The following is a 19,775-nucleotide window of genomic DNA, read 5'->3' on the forward strand; positions in this document are numbered from 1 at the left end:
CTCCGTAAAAGGCCGATCAGACCGAGGTCCACGAGGCATCGGCCAAGGCCGTCACGCCGGCCAGCTTGACCAGGCTGTCGTTTTCACCCAGCGCAGCAGCACCGTCGTTCACGAGGATGTAAGTGTCCGCTCCATAGCGGAAGGCAATCGCCTTGTTGGCGCCGGCCGTGGTGGCGGCCAAGGTCGCGGCGGCCAGCAGCGAGGAGGATGCGGCGATGCTGGCCAGCTCGCTGCTGCCGGGTGCGGCCTTGGCCGCAATGCTGGCGCTGGCCAGTTGCACCCTGTCCGTGCCGCTCACAAAGCCAATCACCTCAATGGCCGAAGCAGCCAGCGTGGCTGCTGTGCTGAGGTCCATGTTCTGGGCCGCGAGGCCCGCCAGGCCGATGATGGACACCGTATCGGCGCCAGCGCCCAGGGTGACCTTGTGCGCGGCCTGGGAGTTCAGGGCGATGGAAACACCCTGCGTTCCTGCAAGCGTCAGGTCCAGTTTGGCCCTGAAGATGGCCGATGCATCGACCACGGCCACTTTGCCGCCCGTCACGGTGGTGGTCAGTGCCTGGCCGCCTCCAATGACGATCTTCTCAGCCTGGGCAGCCGTGATGCGGGCCTGATTCGTCGTGATGGCAGCCAAGGTGCCTGCCGCGCTATTGACATTCAGGGTTTCGATATCTGCGACGATGATTTCGTCGTTGCCCATCGCGTCCGCGAACACGACCTGCGCGGAGTCGGCAGGTCCGCCGGTACCGGCAAATTTCACGGTCAGGGCGCCCCCTGGGCCGGAGTTCTGGATACCGACAGTGGTGGCCAAACCCACCCCGGAGAATGTGGCGGGGCCTGCCGCTGCATCGACCTTCAAGTCCGTCAAGCCGGTCGCACCAGTCGCGCTGAACTCGACTCCTGCACCTGCGGTGATAAGCACCTTTTCAACGCTCTTGAGCGTGGGCGCCACCACTGCATCTGCTGCCAGGGTGGCCTTGAGGGTATCGATGCCAAAGCCGCCGTCGATGGCGTCCGTGCTGGACAACGTGCCATTGAGAGGCGCCAGGATCGTGTCTCCCCAGGGTGTGGTCTGCGCAGAGGTGATGGCGTCATCACCCGACGTCAGCGATACGGTCTTGCCAAAATCACCGAGAGGGCCCGCGGGTGAAGAAACGACGTTGGCGGGATTGACTGAATACGCAAACGACGCCTCCAGTTCGGCATTCCATGCCACCGCCGCAGCCTTGTACACGGCCATGTCGCCCGTGGCGTCCTCAAGGCGCGACAGGATGTCGCCCAATTGCAGGGCAACGATGCCGACATTGGCCTTGCCTACCGAAACCAGATATTCCTTGACGGCGGTTTGCAGACCTGTGTTGGGCAGCACACCCAGGTTGCCCAAAATTTTGGCGGACAACTCGTCCTCTGTCAGGCCGGCAAAGCTGGCGCCGAACTGGAGCGCAAACGCCTTGCTTCCAATCGAGGTGTGCTGTGCTACCTGGTTGTTGTACGACGCGTTGGACGGGGACGCATCGTGGAACGCGCGGTTCAGAATATCGACGTATTCGTACAGAGGATATGTTCCGCTCACTTTGGGCATCGCCAACTCCACAACAACAAAAGTGCATGGAGCGTATCTGGGCGAGCCGGCCAACCCATGTGCCAGCCGTCACAAGAAAACATTTTGAAACCTGGCACGCGCCTGCGCCACTTCCAGCAGCGATTACACAAAAGTCGCAGTACAAGGCACCTCAGGCCACAGCCCAGGATGCATCGGCCAGCGCCGTCACACCGGTCAGCTTGACCAGGCTGTCGTTCTCACCAAAGGCCGCAGCACCGTCGTTCACCAGGATGTAGGTGTCCGCTCCATAGCGGAAAGCGATGGCCGTGTTGGCGCCGGCCGTGGTGGCGGCCAGTGTCGCCGCGGTCAGCAGCGAGGAGGATGCGGCGATGCTGGCCAGCTCGCCGCTGCCGGGTGCGGCCTTGGTGGCGGGGTTGGCGCTGGTCAGCCGAATCGCATCGGTACCACTCGCGAAACCGGTCACCTGGATGGCCGAAGCGGCCAGCGTGGCCGCGGTGACGAGGCCGAAGTCCTTGGCCGCCGTGCCAGCCAGGCCGGTGATGCGCACCGTGTCGGCACCATCCCCCAGGGCAACGGCGTGTGCTGCCAGGGCATTGAGTGCAATGGAGACCCCTGAGGTACCGGAAAGCGTGACATCCAGGGTATCCCGGAGCCCCGATGCGTCGATGGCGGTCACCTTGCCCCCGGTCACGGTAGTGGTCAGGGCCTGGTCGCCGGTGAAGACGATCTTCTCGGCCTGGGCGGAGGTGATGCGGGCCTGGTTGGCAGTGGTGGCCGCAACGAGGCCCACACCGCTGTGCACGTTCAGGGTTTCGACGCCTGCCACGATGATTTCGTCATTGCCCGTGGCATCCGCGAACACGAGGTTCGCCGAGTCGGCGGAGCCCGACGCACCGGCAAACTTCGCGGTCAAGGCACCGCCAGCGCCCGAGTTCTGGATACCGACGGATGTCGCCAGGTTTACACCCGAGAAGGTGGCTGGGCCCGCGGCGGCCTCGACCCACAGGTGCATCAGACCGGTTGCGCTGGAGGCGCTGAATTCGGCCCCCGCACCCGCCTTGACGAAGACGTTTTCCACGCTGGTCAGCGTGGGTGAGACCACTGCTGCCGCCGCCAGTGTCGCCTTCAGGGTGTCGGTACCCGCAGCACCATCGATCACATCCGCCGTCGAAAGAAAGCCCGCGGTGGGCGCAAGGACGGTGTCGCTGTGGACCGTGGACTTGAATTTGGCTTCTGCGGCTGCAGGCGATATCACATCATCGCCGGAGGTCAGCAAAAGCGTCACGCCTGGCAGGCTGGGGGCGATGGGGCCGATGGGCGAGGGCCAGATGTTGGCGGGGTTGGCGGAGTAGTTGTACGAGGCCGCCAGCTCGGTGTTCCACGCCAGGGCAGCCGCGCTGTAGGCGGCCTGATCACCGGTTGCATTCTCCAGGTTCAACAGGATCTGCCCCAATTGCAGTGCGACGATACCGACGTTCGCCTTGCCCACGGCGACCAGATAGTCCTTGACCGCCGCTTGCAGCCCCGCATTGGGCAGCACGCCCATGTTGCCGAGGATTCTGGCGGACAGCGCTTCCTCCGTCAGGCTGGCAAAGCTGGCACCGAACTGCAATGCGAAAGCCGTGTTGCTCACGGAGGTCGTACCGGCAGCCACTGTTTGGCTTTGGAACAAGGCATTCGAGGGGGCCTGGTCGTTGAACGCACGATTCAACAGGATGACGGGGTCGTACATGGGCCAGATGACTGCAGGCATCGCGCACTCCAAAGCAGCAAAGATGCGCGAAGCGTAGGGGGCTCACGGGCAGGCCCGTGTGTCAGTCGTCACAAAAAAACATTTTGCAACCTATCGTACGGCCCTGCGCCGGGCGGCAGCGAACCGACAGCACAGGCTGCCGCCACGGGCTCAGGCCACAGCCGTGATCGAATCCAGCGGCCAGCGCGGCTTCACGTCGAAGGCATACTCGGTCGAGGCCTGCTGCTGCCCCGATTCCAAACGCATGGCAGCCGCCATAGCGATCATGGCGCCGTTGTCGGTGCACAGGTGCAGTTCGGGGTAATGCACGCGCACCTTGTTCTTGGCGCAGGCCTCGTTGAGATGCTTGCGCAGGTGGCGGTTGGCGCCCACGCCGCCGGCCACGACCACGCGCTTCATGCCCGTCTGCTTGAGGGCCGCCAGGGTCTTCTTCACCAGCACCTCGACGATGGCGGCCTCGGTGCTCGCGGCCAGGTCGGCCTTGCGCACTTCGAGGTCATCGCCGAGCTTCTTCGCCTGCGTGAGCACGGCGGTCTTGAGGCCCGCGAACGAGAAATCGAGGTCGCCGCTGTGCAGCAGCGGGCGCGGCAGCTTGAAGGCCGTGGCGTCGCCCTGCTCGGCCAGCTTCGACAGTGCGGGGCCGCCGGGGTAGCCCAGACCCATCAGCTTGGCCGATTTGTCGAAGGCCTCGCCCGCCGCGTCGTCGATGGTCTCGCCCAGGATCTCGTAGCGGCCCACGCCGTCCACGCGCATGAGCTGGGTGTGCCCGCCGGAGACCAGCAGCGCTACGAAGGGGAATTCGGGCGGGTCGGCGCTCAGGAAGGGCGAGAGCAGGTGCCCCTCCAGGTGGTGCACGCCCAGCACGGGCTTGCCCAAAGAAGCTCCCAGGGCGCAGGCCACGCCCGCGCCCACCAGCAGCGCGCCGGCCAGGCCCGGGCCGCGGGTGTAGGCCACCACGTCCACGTCGGCCAGGCTCTTGCCGGATTCGCCCAGCACCTGGGTCGCCAAGGGCAGCACGCGGCGGATGTGGTCGCGGCTGGCGAGCTCGGGCACCACGCCGCCATAGGCCTGGTGCATCTCGATCTGGCTGTGCAGCGCGTGCGACAGCAGTGCGGGCACCTGGCCGTCCGCGCGCGTTTCCACCAGGGCCACGCCGGTTTCATCGCAGGAAGACTCAATGCCCAGTATCAACAACGTCATGCCCCAAGTGTAGGGGGCTTGCGCGGGCCGCGAGGCGCCACAATCGGACAACCCCACGCATTGCAGGCACGCACCGCCTTTTTCTTTTCGCTTCCATGGCCGACGCCCTCCACTTCCACTCCCCGCAGTTGGCGCAGATGCTGCTTCTGGCCCAGCAGGTGCGTGCCTGGGAGCGCGTGCCCCCCGCCGAGTACCAGGCCCTGCAGCAGCGCCAGCTGCACACGCTGATGCGCCACGCGCACCAGCATTCGCCCTTCTGGCGCCAGCGGCTGGAGGCCGCAGGCTGGTCGGCAGAGGTGCCGCCGCACACCGTGCTTGCCCGCCTGCCGGTGCTCACGCGCGCCGACCTGCAGGCGCACTTCGCCCAGGCCCGCGCACGCTGGCCGGGGCTCAAGGACGAGGAGGTGGCCACCTCCGTCACCTCGGGCTCCACGGGCGAGCCCGTGCGCGTGGAAAAGGCCAGCGCCATGTACGCGCCCTTGTATGCCGCCATCTCCTGGCTCGAGGCCCAGTGGCACCAGCGCGATGCGCGGCGCAAGATCGCCGTGCTGGGCACGGGCCTTACCGACGGCACCCGCGACAGCTGGGGCGACATGTACACCGCCATGGGCCTGCGCGGCCCCTGCGTGGTGCGCAACATCACCCAGCACGGCATGGAATCGCATCTCGACTGGCTGCTGCAGGAGCGGCCCGACTACCTCAAGTGCAGCCCTTTCGCGGCGGCAGAGCTCGCGCGCATGGCGCTGGCGCGCGGCGTGCAGTTGCCCATCCGGCAGGTGATCTCGCAGTCCGAGCGCGTCACGCCGGCCCAGCGGGCGCTGTGCCGGCAGGCCTTTGGCGCGACCATCGTGGACCGTTATTCCTGCGAAGAAACGGGCTGGATCGCCCTGCAGTGCCCCACGCACGAGCACCTGCACCTGCTGGGCTCCACCACGCTGATGGAGATCGTGGACGAAGCGGGCCGGCCTTGCCCGGCAGGCACACCAGGCCGGGTGCTGGTGACCAGCCTGCACAGCTTTGCCATGCCCATCCTGCGCTACGAGCTGGGCGACATCGCCGAATGGGGCGCACCCTGCGGCTGCGGCATGGCCCTGCCGGTGATCGCGCGCATGGGCGGCCGCACGCGGCACCTGGTGCAGACCGCGAATGGCCCGTTGCCCATGCCCTTTCTGGGTGATGAGCTGGGCCGCATCGAGCCGATCCGCGCCTTCCGCATGCGGCAGTATGTGGACGGCACGCTGCAGTTGGAGATCGAGGCGCCCCGCGCGCTCACGGCCGAGGAGCATGCCGCCGTGCGCGCGGTGTTTGCCGCCAACGGCATGGCGGACCTGCCCCTGCATGTGGAGCAGTTGGCCCGCATCGACTGGCCTGTCGGGCGCAAGCGCGAGGAGTTCGAGCGCGTGGACCGCGCCTACGAGCCATAGAACCCGCTCACTGCGGCCAGACCTTGCCCTTGTTCACGAAGGCACCACTGCCGGCCCGGAAGCCGAAGTAGACCTCTGCATTGGCGGCCCGCATTTCCGCGTCGGTGAAGTCCAGCGAGGGCCTGAACTGCAAGGTGGCGGCATTCGCCACCTGGCTGGCGAAGGCGGCACCCTCTGCATCGGCCGGCACCTGGCTGGCCCAGGTGCCATCGCTCTTGCGGAAGAACCACAGGTCCGGGGCCGCGCCCTGGGCCGGAATGCGCGCCGCCACCCATGCGCTGAGCTTTGGGTTGGCAGCCACATCGGCCGCTGCCTGCGCCAGGGTGATGGCCAGCTGCAGCGGCTGGCCGGCGGTGGACAGCACCGCGGTCGAGACCGTTGCGGCCGCAGCCGCGGGGGTGGCCGTCGCCACCGGGGTGCTCGCAACCGTCTGCTGGTTGGTGGTGCTGGCGGTGCCCACGGCAGGGCTCGGGCCCTCCACCGGGTCGGGGTAGGTCGAGGTGGTCCAGGTGATGGCGGCATAGCCGGCTGCGTACTTGTCCATGTCCACGTCGATGGCGCCCTGCACGTCGTACAGCGGGCTGCCGCTGACCTGGCGCACGTAGAGCCAGTTGCCCTGGCTGGTGCTGCCCTTGCTGGCGTCGAGCTGGCCGCCCACGAAGCGCACCGTGCCGCCGCCGTCGTGCACCACGAGGTGGTCGGCACCGGGCTCGTTGACCAGGCGCGAGAAGGTGGTGTCGATGTGCTCGCTCGCCTGGGTGCTGGCGTACTCCGCCGCGCTCAGCGCCGCCTCACGGACCGGCGCCGAGCCGTAGCGCAGGGCAAAGGCCGATTCCGTGCGTTGGGGCGCATAGCCCGAGAACAGGAAGGAGCGCGTGCCCGCGGGGATGTAGATCTTGAATTCCTTGTACTGCAACTGGTAGTTGGTGAACTCCGGCAGGGCGAGCGATCCGCCGCCGGGAAAGGCACAGCCGCTGGAGGAAAAGCCGATGGCGCAGCCGGTGACACCGGTGGGCGCGTACTGCTGCTGAAAGCCGATCTTGCTGTCGAAGCTGTAGTCGTAGGTCCCGGCGGCGGGCGGCAGGGCGATCCTGAGGGGTGACTGGTGAAGAGAAACGAAATTGGCGGCATGGGACAACGACGCCGCCGCAGAAAGGCACACAACCAACAAAAACCGCATCCAGACCACTCCAGGACAAAAAAAGGACATAAAAAAGCGCCCCGCCAACGCCACGGGCCCGGCCCGCAGCGCCCGCCAGGGCACCTGCCATTCAGTGATGAAAAATAACTTTTGCAACCACCTGCATGCCGCAAAAAGCAGCGTGCGCAAACCCGCCCAGCCGCTTCATGCGGGCGAAGCGAGGCTCTGAGAGGCAGCCCGGGCGGGAAGTTCCTGTAAAGATGCGTGCGTTACATCCGCCCGCTGCGGGCTGCGCCGCGTCCGGGCACCGCGTCAGGACTGCGGGGTGCGGGCGGCCAGGAGCTGCTGCACCATGGCCGCCACCGCGATGGCCTGGGTGTCGTACTGCGACTCCGGGGCGCGGGGCACCTCGTAGGTGCCATCCAGGCCGGTCAGGCCGGTGATCAGCCCGGCTCGGGCGCGCGCATACAGGCCCTTGGGGTCGCGCCGGGCACATTCCTCGACCGAGGTGCTCAGGTGGACCTCATGGAACTCGCCGGGCGCGAACAGGGCGCGCACCCGCTGGCGGTCGGCCTCGAAGGGGGAGACAAAGGCGCACACCACGGTCAGGCCATTGCGGGCCATCAGCCGCGCCACCTCGCCCGCGCGGCGGATGTTCTCGGCCCGGTCGGCGGCCGACAGGCCCAGGTCGGAGCACAGGCCCTTGCGCAGCTCGTCGCCGTCGAGCACGCAGGCCCGGCCGCCGGCCTGGTTGAGGGCATCGGCCAGTGCGCCGGCCAGGGTGGTCTTGCCTGCGGCGGGCAGGCCGGTGATCCAGTAGACGAGGGGATTCGAGCAAGGCATCGCGGCTTGGCAGAGGTAGCTGAGGTGCGCCTACTGTATGCCAGCCTTGCCGCCACGCCCTTCGCTTTGTTACCAGCGGTCCGAGCGCATGCGCAGCTCCCACCCGCCACCGCGCAGTTCGTACACGCCCACGGCGCCGTAGCGCTGCTCGCCCTTGTCGTCCCAGGTCATGGTGCCGATCACCGGCGCATAGCCGTTGATGCTGTGCATGGCCTTGGTGATGTCCTTGGGGTCGGCGGACTTGGCCTTCTGGATCGCGGCGGACAGCACGTAGGTGCTGTCGTAGCTGTAGTGGCCGCCGTAGGCCGGGGGCTTCTTGAATTCGGCCACGTACTTTTCGAGGAAAGGCTTGCCGGTGGCGAACTCCTTGGCCTCCAGCACCGGCGAGGTGGCGTAGATGCCCTCCACGATGCCGGCGCCCTTGGCCATGTCGGTGGTCTTGATGGTGTCGCCGCCAAGCAGGCGCACCTTGGTGTGGTCGACCTTCTTGAGGGCTTCCAGCAGGGCGATGGCCTGGAAGTCGTTGAGGGTGGAGACGATGACCTCCACCTTGGCGGCCTTGAGCTCGCCGGCCAGGGCGTCGAAGGCCGTGGTCTTGTCGTCGAAGGACTTGCGCACCACGACTTCCTTCTTCTCGGCCTTGAGCTGCTCGGCCGCGCCATCGGCCAGGCCCTTGCCGTAAGGCGTGCCGTCGTCCAGCGCGGCATAGCGGCTGGCACCCAGCTGCGTGGCGGCGAACGAGCCGATGGCACGCGCCTGCAGCGTGTCGTTGGCCACCATGCGGAAGGTGGTGGGAAAGCCCAGCTGCGTGAACTTGGGGTTGGTGGAGATGGCGATCTGCGGGATGTCCTTGGCCGCGTAGATGGGAGCGGTCTCGATGCTCACACCCGAGTTGAGGTGGCCGATGACGGCGACCACGCCCGAATCCACCAGTTGCTGTGCCACGGTCTTGCCGGTGGCGGCATCGGCCCGGTCGTCCACCGGCACCACCTCCAGCTTCACCACCTTACCGTCCACGCTGTAGCCGCCCTTGTTGAGCTCGGCCACTGCCAGGTTGACGCCGTTGAGCAGGTCCTGCCCCAGGGCGGCCAGGGGCCCGCTCAGGGGCTGGGCCACCCCGATCTTGATGGTGTCGGGCACTTTGCCGCAGCCTGCCAACAAGGCGGTGGCGGCCACAGCGGCGAAGGCCAGGTGGGCCGGGAATCGGCGCCGGTCGATGGACTGGTTCATGCAGGAAACTCCAAATCTGTATGTCAATGTGTCCGGATGTATATGCGACGCCGCAAAGAGGCGCTATCGGGTATGCCCTCCCAATACTCACTCTATTAGCAAGTTTCAGGCCCCCGGAGCCGCGCGGGTTGCAAAACCCAGGGTAGACCCCTGCCTGCACCAGCCCCGCGCACCAATTTGTGGCGCAAATCTTGCTATGCTGACGGCATGAACGAGGCCTTGCGCATAGTGGTGGTCGCCCCCGATCTGGCGGTCGCCGACCCCGACGACGAGCACGCCCTGCTGCAGGCAGAGCGCTCGCGGGCGCTGCGCATCGGCCTGCTGGAGAACAATTTCAACCTCGTGGCCACCCTGCCGGCCGACGTGTTCCTCAGCGAGCGCCTGGCGCAATTGCAGCCCGACCTGATCATCGTGGACGCGGAAAGCGAGGCGCGCGATGCGCTGGAGCATGTGGTGATGGCCACGCGCAACGAGCGCCGCCCCATCGTCATGTTCACCAACGACGAGGACACCTCGCACGTGAAGGCGGCCGTGGCCGCCGGGGTGTCGGCGTACATCGTGGCCGGCCTGGCACCCCAGCGCATACGCCCCATCCTGGACGTGGCGATGGCGCGTTTCCAGCACGAGCAGGCGCTGCGCGCCGAACTGGCCGATGCCAAGACCGAGCTCAAGGACCGCAAGACCATCGACCGCGCCAAGGGCCTCTTGATGCAGCGCCAGGGCCTGAGCGAGCAGGCCGCGTACGAAAAGCTGCGCAAGACGGCCATGGACAAGGGCCTCAAGCTCGTGGACGTGGCGCAGCGCATGCTGGACGTAGCCGACCTGCTGGGCTGACCCCCGCGCCATCGCCCGCACCACTCCCGCCACCACCCACCCCGTGGTGGTGCACCGCACAAAACCTGTGCATGCCGATGCCAGGCACGCAAGCGCGCCAAGCCATGCCGCGCTTTGCCCTGAAGGCCCTACTGGCAATGATCTGCCGCTATGAAAAGCAGAGTACACCGAGGCTGGAGAGAGCTGGCACAGGGCTTGCATCGGTTGGTGTGAGACCAACGAAGGTCTTCGATGAGCGGGGATGTGGCCAACGGCGGACAACTCCCCCTCGCACCGGACAGAGGCGTCCCACCCGCGCTAGGCGCTGCATGGCTTTCGAGCCGCAGCAGCCTTGCGCCGGGGGGACGCCTTTTTTGTTTTCTACGCCACCAGGGAAGCCCCATGACCGATCTGCTCAAAACCAGTCTCAACCGCCGCACCGTGCTGCAGGCCGCCACCGTGGGCGCCGTCGGCGTGAGCCCCGCGCTGCGCGCCCTCGTCCACGCACAGGGTTCGGACGCCCCCGAGAAGAAGGAAGTGAAGATCGGCTTCATCCCGCTGACCGACTGCGCCAGCGTGGTGATGGCCTCGGTGCTGGGCATCGACAAGAAGTACGGCGTGACCATCATCCCCACCAAGGAAGCGAGCTGGGCCGGCGTGCGCGACAAGCTGGTCAACGGCGAGCTGGACTTCGCCCACGTGCTCTACGGCCTGGTCTACGGCGTGCACCTGGGCATTGCCGGCCCCAAGAAAGACATGGCGGTGCTGATGAACCTGAACCAGAACGGCCAGGCCATCACGCTGTCCAAGAAACTCGCCGACAAGGGCGCCGTCAATGGCGCCGGCCTGGCCAAGCTCATGGCCAGCGAAAAGCGCGAGTACACCTTCGCCCAGACCTTCCCCACCGGCACGCATGCCATGTGGCTGTACTACTGGCTGGCCGCGCACGGCATCGACCCGATGAAGGATGCCAAGGTCATCACCGTACCCCCACCGCAGATGGTGGCCAACATGCGCGTGGGCAACATGGACGGCTTCTGCGTGGGCGAGCCCTGGAACCACCGCGCCATCATGGACGGCATCGGGGTGACCGCCACCACCACGCAGGACATCTGGAAGGACCACCCCGAGAAGGTGCTGGGCACGACCTCGGAGTTCGTGCAGAAGTACCCCAACACGGCCCGTGCCGTGACGGCCGCCATCCTGGAGGCCGGCCGCTGGATCGACGAAGGCCTGGCCAATAAAAACAAGATGGCCGAGACCATTGCCGGCAAGGCCTATGTGAACACCGGCGTGGACGCCATCAACCAGCGCATCCTGGGCCGCTACCAGGACGGCATGGGCAAGACCTGGGACGACCCCAACCACATGAAGTTCTACAACGACGGCGCGGTGAACTTCCCCTACCTGTCGGACGGCATGTGGTTCCTGACCCAGCACAAGCGCTGGGGCCTGCTCAAGGACCACCCCGACTACGCCGGCGTGGCCAAGTCCATCAACCGCGTGGACGTCTACAAGCAGGCGGCCACCGCCTCCAAGACCCCGCTGCCCAAGAGCGACATGCGCAGCCACAAGCTCGTGGACGGCGTGGTCTGGGACGGCAAGGACCCCAAGAAGTACGCCGACGGCTTCAAGCTCAAGGCCTGAGCGCCCCAGGCCCAGGCCCCACTCTGATCGCCCCACGTTTCCACCCGCACAGGAGATCCACCATGGTCAGTGCCGTTTTTCACTCCCCTCCCCCCGCGCTGCCGGCCGAAACGCACGCGGCGCCCACGCGCAGTGCCGCCGCCCCAGCCGCCGAGGCCCGCACGGAGGCGCCCGTCCCGCGGGCCCCGCGCGACTGGGCCGCCGTGTCGCGCAACTTCTGGATGGCCGTGCTGCCGCCGCTGTGCGGCCTGGGCCTGCTCATCGGCCTGTGGGCGGTGGTCTCCACCACCACCGGCGGCAGCATCCCCAGCCCGCAGGCCACCTGGGCGCAGGCGCTGGAAATCTTCAGCAACCCGTTCTACCGCAATGGTCCCAACGACCAGGGCGTGGGCTGGAACGTGCTGATGTCGCTGGAGCGCGTGGCCATCGGCTTCGGCATGGCGGCGCTGGTGGGCATCCCGGCCGGCTTCGTGATCGGGCGCTTCAATTTCCTCTCGCGCATGTTCAACCCGTTGATCAGCCTGCTGCGCCCCGTGTCGCCGCTGGCCTGGCTGCCCATCGGTCTGCTGGTGTTCAAGGGGGCCAACCCGGCTGCCATCTGGACCATCTTCATCTGCTCCATCTGGCCCATGGTCATCAACACCGCCGTGGGCGTGCAGCGCGTGCCGCAGGACTACATGAACGTGGCCCGCGTGCTCAACCTGTCGGAATGGAAGATCGCCACCAAGATCCTGTTCCCCGCCGTACTGCCCTACATGCTGACCGGCGTGCGCCTGGCGGTGGGCACGGCCTGGCTGGTGATCGTGGCCGCCGAGATGCTGACCGGCGGCGTGGGCATCGGCTTCTGGGTCTGGGACGAGTGGAACAACCTGAACGTCAAGAACATCATCATCGCGATCTTCGTGATCGGCATCGTGGGGCTGGCGCTGGAGTTCGCGCTCATCAAGCTGGCCACCGCATTCACATTCGAAGAGGTGAAGGCATGAACACCACAACCAACACAACGCCCAACGGCAAGTTCATCGAAGTCCAGGGCGTCGGCCAGACCTTCAAGACCGCCAAGGGCCTGTTCCCGGCCCTGCGCGAGATAAACCTGAGCATCGCCAAAGGCGAGTTCGTGGCCCTGATCGGCCACTCGGGCTGCGGCAAGTCCACGCTTCTGAACCTGATCGCCGGGCTCACCACGCCCACGGCCGGCGCCCTGCTGTGCGCCAACAAGGAGATCAAGGGCCCCGGCCCCGAGCGCGCCGTGGTGTTCCAGAACCACTCGCTGCTGCCCTGGCTGACCTGCTTCGACAACGTCTACCTGGCGGTGGAGCGCGTGTTCGGTGGCCGCGAGAACAAGGCCCAGCTCAAGGCGCGCACCGATGCCGCACTGGCCCTGGTGGGCCTGACGCACGCCGGCGCAAAGCGCCCCGGCGAGATCTCGGGCGGCATGAAGCAGCGCGTGGGCATTGCCCGCGCCCTGTCGATGGAACCCCAGGTGCTGCTGATGGACGAGCCCTTCGGCGCACTGGACGCCCTCACCCGCGCCAAGCTGCAGGACGAGCTGCTGGAGATCGTGGCGCGCACGCAAAGCACCGTGGTCATGGTCACCCACGATGTGGACGAAGCCGTGCTGCTGTCCGACAAGATCGTGATGATGACCAACGGCCCGGCCGCCACCATTGGCGAGGTGCTGAAGGTTGACCTGCCCCGTCCGCGCAAGCGCGTGGAGCTGGCCGAGGACGCACAGTACGTGCACTACCGCAAGGCGGTGATCGACTTCCTGTACACGCGCCAGGGGCACGTCGAGAAAGCCGCTTGAAGCCGCGCGCCGCCAGGCGCGGCAGCATCACGCCAAAGGCGCTGGCCGGTCCCGGTCAGCGCCTTTTTCACAGGGTCAATGGCTTCCTGTGATGTACTGCTCCAGCTGTTCGATGATGAATTTCTGCTCGGAGATGATGTCCTTGACCAGGTCACCGATAGAGATCATGCCCACGAGCTTGCCGTTGTCCACCACGGGCAGGTGGCGCAGGCGGCCGGTGCTCATCATCTGCATGCACTGTTCGCTGGTCTGGTCGGGCCGCACGAAGCGCACGGCCGAGGTCATCACGTCGCGCGCCAGCGTGGCGGCCGAGGTGCGGCCCAGGAGGGCGATCTTTCGCGCGTAGTCGCGCTCGGTGAAGATGCCCACGATGGCATCCCCTTCGGTGACCACCAGGGCGCCGATGCCCTTGTCGGCCATGAGCTGCAGGGCAGAAAGCACGGAATCCGTGGGCCGGATGGTGTGCACGGTGGCGTCAGGCTTGGACTGAAGAATCTTGGCTACGACGGTCATGGAAACCTCCCTCTGAGAGACGTGGATCGGGCACAAGGTCATTTCAGCCCATCTGCTCTCCGAGTGCAACCCGCAGCATCCCATGCTGATGTTTCTGCGCTGTTGCATTCCGCCGCTGTCGAAACAAACCGAAAAGAAACGAAACCGCGACGAGACCCCCGATAGGGGTTAACCCGGCACGATACATCCATGTTCAACGCGCTGGCTCTCTCGGGAACAAGCCTGGTGGACACCGCAGGAACTCTGTGGATTGTTTCTGATACCGGAACAGTTAATTGGCGACTAGGTGGTTTTTCAATGAACACCCCAGGCGTACAGTTCAACCCATCGATGAGCCGAACCCGCAAGGCGACTCACCGAACCCGGTTCAGCAGCTTGTTCGTATCGCAGCCGTTCCGGTTTTTTTGAGACGCTTTTTCAACTTTTCAAGGATTTCATCATGAACACGACCGCACGCTTCCTCTCCATCGCCGCTGTTGCCGCCTTTGCATCGTTCGGTGCCCAGGCCGACGAAGCCGACGCTTCGCAATTCGCCACCAAGTTCGAAACCAACCGCACCCGCGCTGAAGTGGTGGCCGAAGCCTCTGCCGTCGCCAAGACCCGCAGCATCGAACCCGCTGGTTCCCGCGTGGTGACCTACCAATCCACGGCCGACCGCGCTGCCGTGCGTGCCCAGGCCGCAGATGCCGTACGCACCGGCCAGATTTCTGCTGGCGAAATCGGCGCACTTTAATTCGCATCCAGATTGCGTCTTGCCCCGTATTCCTCAGTACCTCATCCTTATTTTTGAATTTCACAGGAGTTTCACCATGAACACCGCCGCACGTTTCCTCTCCATCGCCGCCGTTGCTGCCTTCGCCTCCTTCGGTGCCCAAGCTGACGAAGCCGATGCTTCGCAATTCGCCACCAAGTTCGACACCCAGCGCACCCGTGTCGAAGTGATGGCCGACGCCGCCAGCGTGGCCAAGACCCGCAGCACCGAACCCGCTGGTTCGCGTGTGGTGTCTTACCAATCGACCGCCGACCGCGCAGCCGTGCAGGCCCAGGCTGCCGACGCCGTGCGCACGGGCAAGATCTCGTCGGGCGAACTCGGCTCCATGTAATTCTCAGAGCTGCAGTCCAAAAAAAGGCCGGAGCCCCCTTGGGGCCCCGGCCTTTTTGCATTGGCGCCGCGATGGTCCGCAGGGCTTGCTTACTTGCGAGCGGCGGCCACGGCGCCCTGCACTTCCTTCCACAGGTCTTCGCCCACGTTGGCGGCGATGCTGGCGTTCACGGCACCGAGCTTTTCGCGCATGCGGCTGGCTTCGGCAGACGACAGCTCATTGACCTGCATGCCCTTGGCCTTGAGGTCGGCAAGCGCCTTGGCGGCTTCGTCGCGCGTGTCCTGGCGCTCGAAGTCGCGGCTCTTCTTGGCGGCGTCGAGCAGCACCTTCTGCTCGGCCTTCGAGAGACCATCCCAGTACTTCTTGCTGACCAGCACGATCCAGGGGCTGTAGACGTGGTTGGTCACGGTGAGGTACTTCTGCACCTCGTAGAACTTGCTCGACAGGATGGTGTTGTAGGGGTTCTCCTGGCCGTCCACGGTGTTGGTCTCCAGGGCCGTGAACAGCTCCGAGAACGGCAGCGGCACGGCGTTGGCGCCCAGGGTCTTGAAGCTGTCGAGGAACACGTTGTTCTGCATCACGCGCAGCTTGATGCCGTTCATGTCCTCCAGCTTGGCCACGGGGCGCTTGCTGTTGGTCAGGTTGCGAAAGCCGTTCTCCCAGTAGACCAGGCCGACGAGGCCCTTTTCCTGCAGCTTGTCCATCACCTTCTGGCCCACGGGGCCGTCGAGCACGATGTCGGCCTCCTTGGCGTTGTTGAACAGGAAGGGCGTGTCCCAGATCGCCATTTCCTTGGTGATGCCGACCAGCGTGGCGGTGGAGCCGACCATCATCTCCTGCGCGCCGCCGATCAGCGCCTGCTGCATCTGCACGTCAGAGCCCAACGCGGCGGCGCCGATGGCACGCACCTTCATCTTGCCGCCGGAGGCCTTTTCGACCTCCTGGGCGAACAGCTTGGTGGCGCGGCCCTGGTTGGACACCTCGTTGAGGCCATAGCCGAAGCGGATGATGCGCGGCTTGAAGTCCTGGGCGGCGGCCTGGAACGAGGCGGCGACAGCGGCGACCGACAGGGCGGCCAGCAGGGTACGGCGGAAAGTCTTCATGGTTGTCTCCATTGGCAAGGGAAAGAAAGGCACGGAAAAAGAGAGGCGCACCGGCATCACCGCATCCACAGGACAGGCATGGTCACGATTTGCGGGAACACCACCAGCAAGGCGAGGATCAGCACATAGGTGAGCAAGAACGGGTTGACGCCCTTGATGACGCTGTGCATCGAGATGCGCCCCACGCCGGCCACCACGTTGAGCACGGTGCCCACGGGTGGGGTGATCAGGCCGATGGCGCCGTTGAGCACGAACATCAGGCCGAAGTAGACCGGGTCAATCCCCGCCTTGACGGCGATGGGCAGCATCACGGGTGCGAAGATCAGGATGGTGGGCGTGAGGTCCAGCGCCGTGCCAATGAGCACCAGCACCACCATCATCACCGCCATCAGCAGGCGCGGATTCTCCACCAGCGGGCCGAGCCAGCCGGTCAGCACCGTGGGCAGGTCGGCCAGGGTGATCATGTAGCTGGCCACCTGGGCACCGGCGCACAGGAACATCACGATGGCCGTGGTCTTGGCGGCGCGCACCAGCACGCCGTAGATCGCGGGCACCTTCATCTCGCGGTGGACGAACAGGGCCACGGTCAGGGCATAGAAGGCGGCCACGACCGCGGCCTCCGTGGGGGTGAACACGCCCGACTTCATGCCGCCGATGATGATGAGCGGCATGAGCATGGCCCAGAACGCCTTGCGCGTGGCGTGCAGGCGCTCGCGCAGCGGCAGTGCGGGCCGGCTCGGCGGCAGGTCGATGCCGCGCAGCACCCAGCGCCACGCGAAGATCAGGCCCACGCCCATCATCAGGCCGGGCACGATGCCCGAGACGAACAGCGCCGAGATCGAGGTGTTGGTCGTCACACCGTAGATCACGAAGGGCATGGAGGGCGGGATGATGGGCGCGATGATGCCGCCCGAGGCGATCAGCCCGGCGGAGGTGTTCATCGGGTAGCCCTGCTGGCGCATCATGGGCAGCAGGATGGTGGCCAGCGCGGCCGTGTCGGCCAGGGCCGAGCCGCTCATGCTGGCCATGAGCACCGCGGCGCCGATGGCCACGTAGCCCAGGCCGCCGCGGATGTGGCCCACCCAGGCCTGTGCCATGTCGATGATGCGGCGGCTGATGCCGCCGGAGTTCATGAGCTCGCCGGCCAGGATGAAGAAGGGCACGGCCAGCAGCGGGAAGCTGTCGACCCCGGCCACGAGGTTCTGGGCCAGCAGCTGGGTGTCGAAGAAATCGAGCACCCAGGCCATGCCGGCGCCGGTGAGCACCAGGGCCAGGCCCATGTTCATGCCGGTGCCCATGAACACCAGCATGCCCAGCGAGAAAACGATGAATGCCTGCGCTTCGGGACCCATGTCCATCACTCCACTTCCGCGCCGTGACCGAGGTCCAGCGGCTTGCGTTGAATCAATTCGATGAGTGCCATCACCCCGATGGCCGCCGCGCACAGGAAGGCCGGCAGCGGCAGCAGCGCCGCCGAGTAGCCGAGCACCACCGAGTGGCTGCCCAGACCCACCACGACCTGCTGCCAGGCGCCCCAGGCCAGCATGCCGCAGGCAGCGATCACCAGCAGCCGGATGAACGCGGACAGCAGTGCGAAGGCCAGCGGCCGCTTGGCCAGAAGCCCCGCCAGGCTGGTGAAGGCCATGTGCTCGCCCGCCGGGTAGGCCGCCGCGGCACCGATGAACACCATCCATACAAAAAGCAGGCGCGAGAGTTCTTCGCTGGCCACGATGCCGCTGCCGAAGCCGTAGCGCAGCACCACGTTGATGAAGACGGCCAGCGCCATCACGCCCAGGCAGGCGGCCATCAGGACCTCGGCGAATCGGCCGAAGCGGCGGCGGGATCCCTGCTCGGGATGGGAGGTTTCAGCGCTCATGGGGCGGCTTTCGTGGAGTCGGCAAGCCAGGCGGACACCTGGGCCTGCAGGGTGGCAATGCTCTGCAACGCATCCAGGCGCAGCACGCCGGGCTCGCCCACGGGCGATTCCAGCGTGGCGAACTGGCTGTCCACCAGGGTAGTGGAAAAGAAGTGGGTGTTCACCCGGGCCGCCACGCGCTCGGCGGCATGGGCCCGATCAATATCGAGGAAGGCAAAGCGCAAGGCCGGGCAGGCGGCACGCAGGCGGTCGCGGTAGGCCTTCTTGAGGGCCGAGCAGGTGAGCACGGCACCTTCGGGATGGCCCTGCAGCAACTGGCCCAGTGCAGCGAGCCAGCCATCACGGTCGGCGTCGGTCAAGGCAATGCCCTGGCTCATCTTGGCGCGGCTGGCCGGGCTGTGGTGGTCGTCGCCTTCGATCAGAGGCAATCCCTGGGCCTGGGCCACGGCAGCGCCCAGGCTGGACTTGCCGCAGCCGGCCACGCCCATGACCACGAGGAAGACCGGTGACAGCACCGGTGAGGGCAAAACATTCATGTTGGTAGCGCTATCCAGCAGGCTTCAAAAAAACATCCCGGTGGGGGATGCTGGAAAAATCGGACGCCGAAGGAGAAAATGACACACTCGCACGCGCGCTGGCCTTGCTCTTGCCTTTGGACAGCGCTATCCTAATTCCATTCAGCCGACTCTATCCGAGGGAAAACCCTTGCCCAGACCCGAAATCCGGCGCCGCTCCAGCGGCCGTGTCACCCTGAGCCATGTGGCCGAGGCCGCCAGCGTGAGCCCCATCACGGCCTCTCGCGCACTGCGCGGCGAGCGCGGCGTGGCCGAGGAACTGGTGCAGCGCGTGAAGGCCGCCGCCGCGCAGCTGGGCTATGTGCCCGACCCCGCCGCGCGCGCCCTGGCCTCGCAGCGCAGCGTGCAGGTGCCGGTGCTGGTGCCGCTGCTGTCCAACGCACTGTTCGTGGATGTGCTCGATGCCGTGCACCGCACGCTGTTCCCGCACGGCTACCAGGCCCTGATCGGCGTGACCCACTACGACCCCGACGAAGAAGAGCAATTGCTGCGCACCTACCTGGCGCACCGCCCGGCAGGCCTGCTGGTCACGGGCTTCGACCGCACGGAATCCGCGCGCCAGATGATTGCCGCCAGCGGCGTGCCCTGCGTGCACCTGATGGAGATGACCACCGCGCCCGGCGTGTACTGCGTGGGCTTTTCGCAGCAGGACGCGGGCCACCGCATCACGGCCCACCTACTGGAACGCGGCCGCCGGCGCGTGGCCTTCGTGGCGGCGCAACTGGACCCGCGCACCATGCAGCGCGCCGAGGGCTACCGCCGCTGCCTCAAGGATGCCGGCCTGTACGACCCACAGCTGGAACTGCTCAGCCCCGAGCCCTCCTCCATCCGCCTGGGGGCTGGGCTGTTCGAGCAGATGCTCCGTACCCGGCCCGACGTGGACGCCGTCTTCTTCTGCAACGACGACCTGGCCCAGGGCGGCCTGCTGGCCGCGCAGCGCCTGGGCATCGCCGTGCCCGGCAAGGTGGCGGTGGCCGGCTTCAACGACCTGGCCGGCAGCGACCAGATGCTGCCCACATTGACCACGGTGCGCACGCCGCGCTTCTCCATCGGCGAGGCCAGCGCGCGCATGCTGCTGGCCCTGATGCGCGGCGAAGCGCCCGAGCACAACTCGGTGAACCTGGGTTTCGAGCTGACGGTGCGCGAGAGCACATGAAGGAGCCAAAGACGTTGAAAAATGGACCGC

At 66.3% G+C, this 19,775-nt stretch carries 20 protein-coding genes; 9 read left to right on the top strand and 11 right to left on the bottom strand.

Going from position 1 to position 19,775, the window contains the following annotated elements; all coding sequences use genetic code 11:
• Nucleotides 1-16 precede the first annotated feature (16 nt).
• The 3 genes from AC07X5_RS28625 to tsaD all read right to left on the bottom strand — a co-directional run bounded on the left by AC07X5_RS28625 (nt 17) and on the right by tsaD (nt 4,514).
• The gene (locus tag AC07X5_RS28625; protein ID WP_494772892.1) at nt 17-1,579 is read right to left on the bottom strand and encodes a bluetail domain-containing putative surface protein; all 1,563 of its coding nucleotides are present in this window, start codon (nt 1,577-1,579) and stop codon (nt 17-19) included.
• A 151-nt stretch (nt 1,580-1,730) separates the two neighbouring features.
• Entirely contained in the window at nt 1,731-3,314 is a 1,584-nt protein-coding gene (locus tag AC07X5_RS28630; protein WP_494772893.1) for a bluetail domain-containing putative surface protein, read from the bottom strand.
• Nucleotides 3,315-3,464: 150 nt separating this feature from the next.
• Nucleotides 3,465-4,514 carry a tRNA (adenosine(37)-N6)-threonylcarbamoyltransferase complex transferase subunit TsaD gene (gene tsaD, locus AC07X5_RS28635; protein ID WP_494772894.1) on the bottom strand — a complete coding sequence of 350 codons (1,050 nt, stop codon included), beginning with the start codon at nt 4,512-4,514 and terminating at the stop codon, nt 3,465-3,467.
• A 95-nt stretch (nt 4,515-4,609) separates the two neighbouring features.
• Here tsaD and AC07X5_RS28640 point away from each other — a divergent pair, with 95 nt between their 5' ends.
• Nucleotides 4,610-5,938: a phenylacetate--CoA ligase family protein gene (locus AC07X5_RS28640; RefSeq protein WP_409959538.1), complete on the top strand. Its 1,329-nt coding sequence runs from the start codon at nt 4,610-4,612 to the stop codon at nt 5,936-5,938.
• A gap of 7 nt (nt 5,939-5,945) precedes the next feature.
• Here the strand turns inward: AC07X5_RS28640 and AC07X5_RS28645 are convergent, their stop codons facing one another.
• Complete coding sequence (locus AC07X5_RS28645; protein ID WP_494772895.1) at nt 5,946-7,076, bottom strand: hypothetical protein; 1,131 nt, start codon at nt 7,074-7,076, stop codon at nt 5,946-5,948.
• On the opposite strand from AC07X5_RS28645, the gene AC07X5_RS28650 reads away from it, so the two are divergent.
• The gene (locus AC07X5_RS28650) at nt 7,060-7,308 is read left to right on the top strand and encodes a hypothetical protein (protein ID WP_494772896.1); all 249 of its coding nucleotides are present in this window, start codon (nt 7,060-7,062) and stop codon (nt 7,306-7,308) included. The two genes, AC07X5_RS28645 and AC07X5_RS28650, sit on opposite strands and share 17 nt — an antisense overlap.
• Nucleotides 7,309-7,391: 83 nt before the next feature.
• Here the strand turns inward: AC07X5_RS28650 and cysC are convergent, their stop codons facing one another.
• Both cysC and AC07X5_RS28660 read right to left on the bottom strand, forming a co-directional pair.
• Nucleotides 7,392-7,922 carry an adenylyl-sulfate kinase gene (gene cysC / locus AC07X5_RS28655; protein ID WP_409958741.1) on the bottom strand — a complete coding sequence of 177 codons (531 nt, stop codon included), beginning with the start codon at nt 7,920-7,922 and terminating at the stop codon, nt 7,392-7,394.
• A gap of 69 nt (nt 7,923-7,991) precedes the next feature.
• Nucleotides 7,992-9,152, bottom strand: coding sequence for a branched-chain amino acid ABC transporter substrate-binding protein (locus AC07X5_RS28660; RefSeq protein WP_409958743.1), 1,161 nt, complete (start codon nt 9,150-9,152; stop codon nt 7,992-7,994).
• 207 nt (nt 9,153-9,359) lie between these two features.
• Between AC07X5_RS28660 and AC07X5_RS28665 the strand changes: the two genes are divergently transcribed.
• The 4 genes from AC07X5_RS28665 (at nt 9,360) to AC07X5_RS28680 (ending at nt 13,419) form a co-directional block, all read left to right on the top strand.
• Nucleotides 9,360-9,986, top strand: a complete 627-nt coding sequence (locus tag AC07X5_RS28665; RefSeq protein ID WP_409958745.1) for an ANTAR domain-containing response regulator — start codon at nt 9,360-9,362, stop codon at nt 9,984-9,986.
• Nucleotides 9,987-10,367: 381 nt separating this feature from the next.
• Entirely contained in the window at nt 10,368-11,612 is a 1,245-nt protein-coding gene (locus AC07X5_RS28670) for a CmpA/NrtA family ABC transporter substrate-binding protein (RefSeq protein ID WP_409958747.1), read from the top strand.
• A 62-nt stretch (nt 11,613-11,674) separates the two neighbouring features.
• Entirely contained in the window at nt 11,675-12,598 is a 924-nt protein-coding gene (ntrB, locus tag AC07X5_RS28675) for a nitrate ABC transporter permease (RefSeq protein ID WP_494772897.1), read from the top strand.
• A complete protein-coding gene (locus AC07X5_RS28680) occupies nt 12,595-13,419 on the top strand; it encodes an ABC transporter ATP-binding protein (protein ID WP_494772898.1) in 825 nt (274 codons plus the stop codon). The genes ntrB and AC07X5_RS28680 overlap by 4 nt, the downstream gene beginning before the upstream one ends.
• A gap of 75 nt (nt 13,420-13,494) precedes the next feature.
• Here the strand turns inward: AC07X5_RS28680 and AC07X5_RS28685 are convergent, their stop codons facing one another.
• Nucleotides 13,495-13,932 (bottom strand): CBS domain-containing protein, encoded by a 438-nt coding sequence (locus AC07X5_RS28685; protein ID WP_409958753.1) that lies wholly within the window; start codon nt 13,930-13,932, stop codon nt 13,495-13,497.
• Between the two features lie 439 nt (nt 13,933-14,371).
• On the opposite strand from AC07X5_RS28685, the gene AC07X5_RS28690 reads away from it, so the two are divergent.
• Together AC07X5_RS28690 and AC07X5_RS28695 are read left to right on the top strand one after the other, a co-directional pair.
• Entirely contained in the window at nt 14,372-14,665 is a 294-nt protein-coding gene (locus AC07X5_RS28690; protein ID WP_409958757.1) for a DUF4148 domain-containing protein, read from the top strand.
• Nucleotides 14,666-14,741: 76 nt separating this feature from the next.
• Entirely contained in the window at nt 14,742-15,035 is a 294-nt protein-coding gene (locus AC07X5_RS28695; RefSeq protein WP_494772899.1) for a DUF4148 domain-containing protein, read from the top strand.
• An 89-nt stretch (nt 15,036-15,124) separates the two neighbouring features.
• Here the strand turns inward: AC07X5_RS28695 and AC07X5_RS28700 are convergent, their stop codons facing one another.
• From AC07X5_RS28700 to AC07X5_RS28715, 4 genes are read right to left on the bottom strand one after another with little or no spacing between them, the layout of a single operon-like run.
• Nucleotides 15,125-16,138, bottom strand: coding sequence for a TRAP transporter substrate-binding protein (locus AC07X5_RS28700; RefSeq protein WP_494772900.1), 1,014 nt, complete (start codon nt 16,136-16,138; stop codon nt 15,125-15,127).
• Nucleotides 16,139-16,194: 56 nt separating this feature from the next.
• Nucleotides 16,195-17,490: a TRAP transporter large permease gene (locus AC07X5_RS28705; RefSeq protein WP_494772901.1), complete on the bottom strand. Its 1,296-nt coding sequence runs from the start codon at nt 17,488-17,490 to the stop codon at nt 16,195-16,197.
• 5 nt (nt 17,491-17,495) lie between these two features.
• Nucleotides 17,496-18,014, bottom strand: coding sequence for a TRAP transporter small permease (locus AC07X5_RS28710; protein WP_494772902.1), 519 nt, complete (start codon nt 18,012-18,014; stop codon nt 17,496-17,498).
• Nucleotides 18,011-18,550: a gluconokinase gene (locus tag AC07X5_RS28715; protein ID WP_409958202.1), complete on the bottom strand. Its 540-nt coding sequence runs from the start codon at nt 18,548-18,550 to the stop codon at nt 18,011-18,013. The genes AC07X5_RS28710 and AC07X5_RS28715 overlap by 4 nt, the downstream gene beginning before the upstream one ends.
• Nucleotides 18,551-18,719: 169 nt before the next feature.
• Here AC07X5_RS28715 and gntR point away from each other — a divergent pair, with 169 nt between their 5' ends.
• Nucleotides 18,720-19,745 carry an HTH-type transcriptional regulator GntR gene (gene gntR, locus AC07X5_RS28720; protein WP_409958204.1) on the top strand — a complete coding sequence of 342 codons (1,026 nt, stop codon included), beginning with the start codon at nt 18,720-18,722 and terminating at the stop codon, nt 19,743-19,745.
• Nucleotides 19,746-19,775: the final 30 nt, after the last annotated feature.

It is taken from the genome of Acidovorax sp. GW458-11-26-14-TSB4, assembly GCF_059423865.1.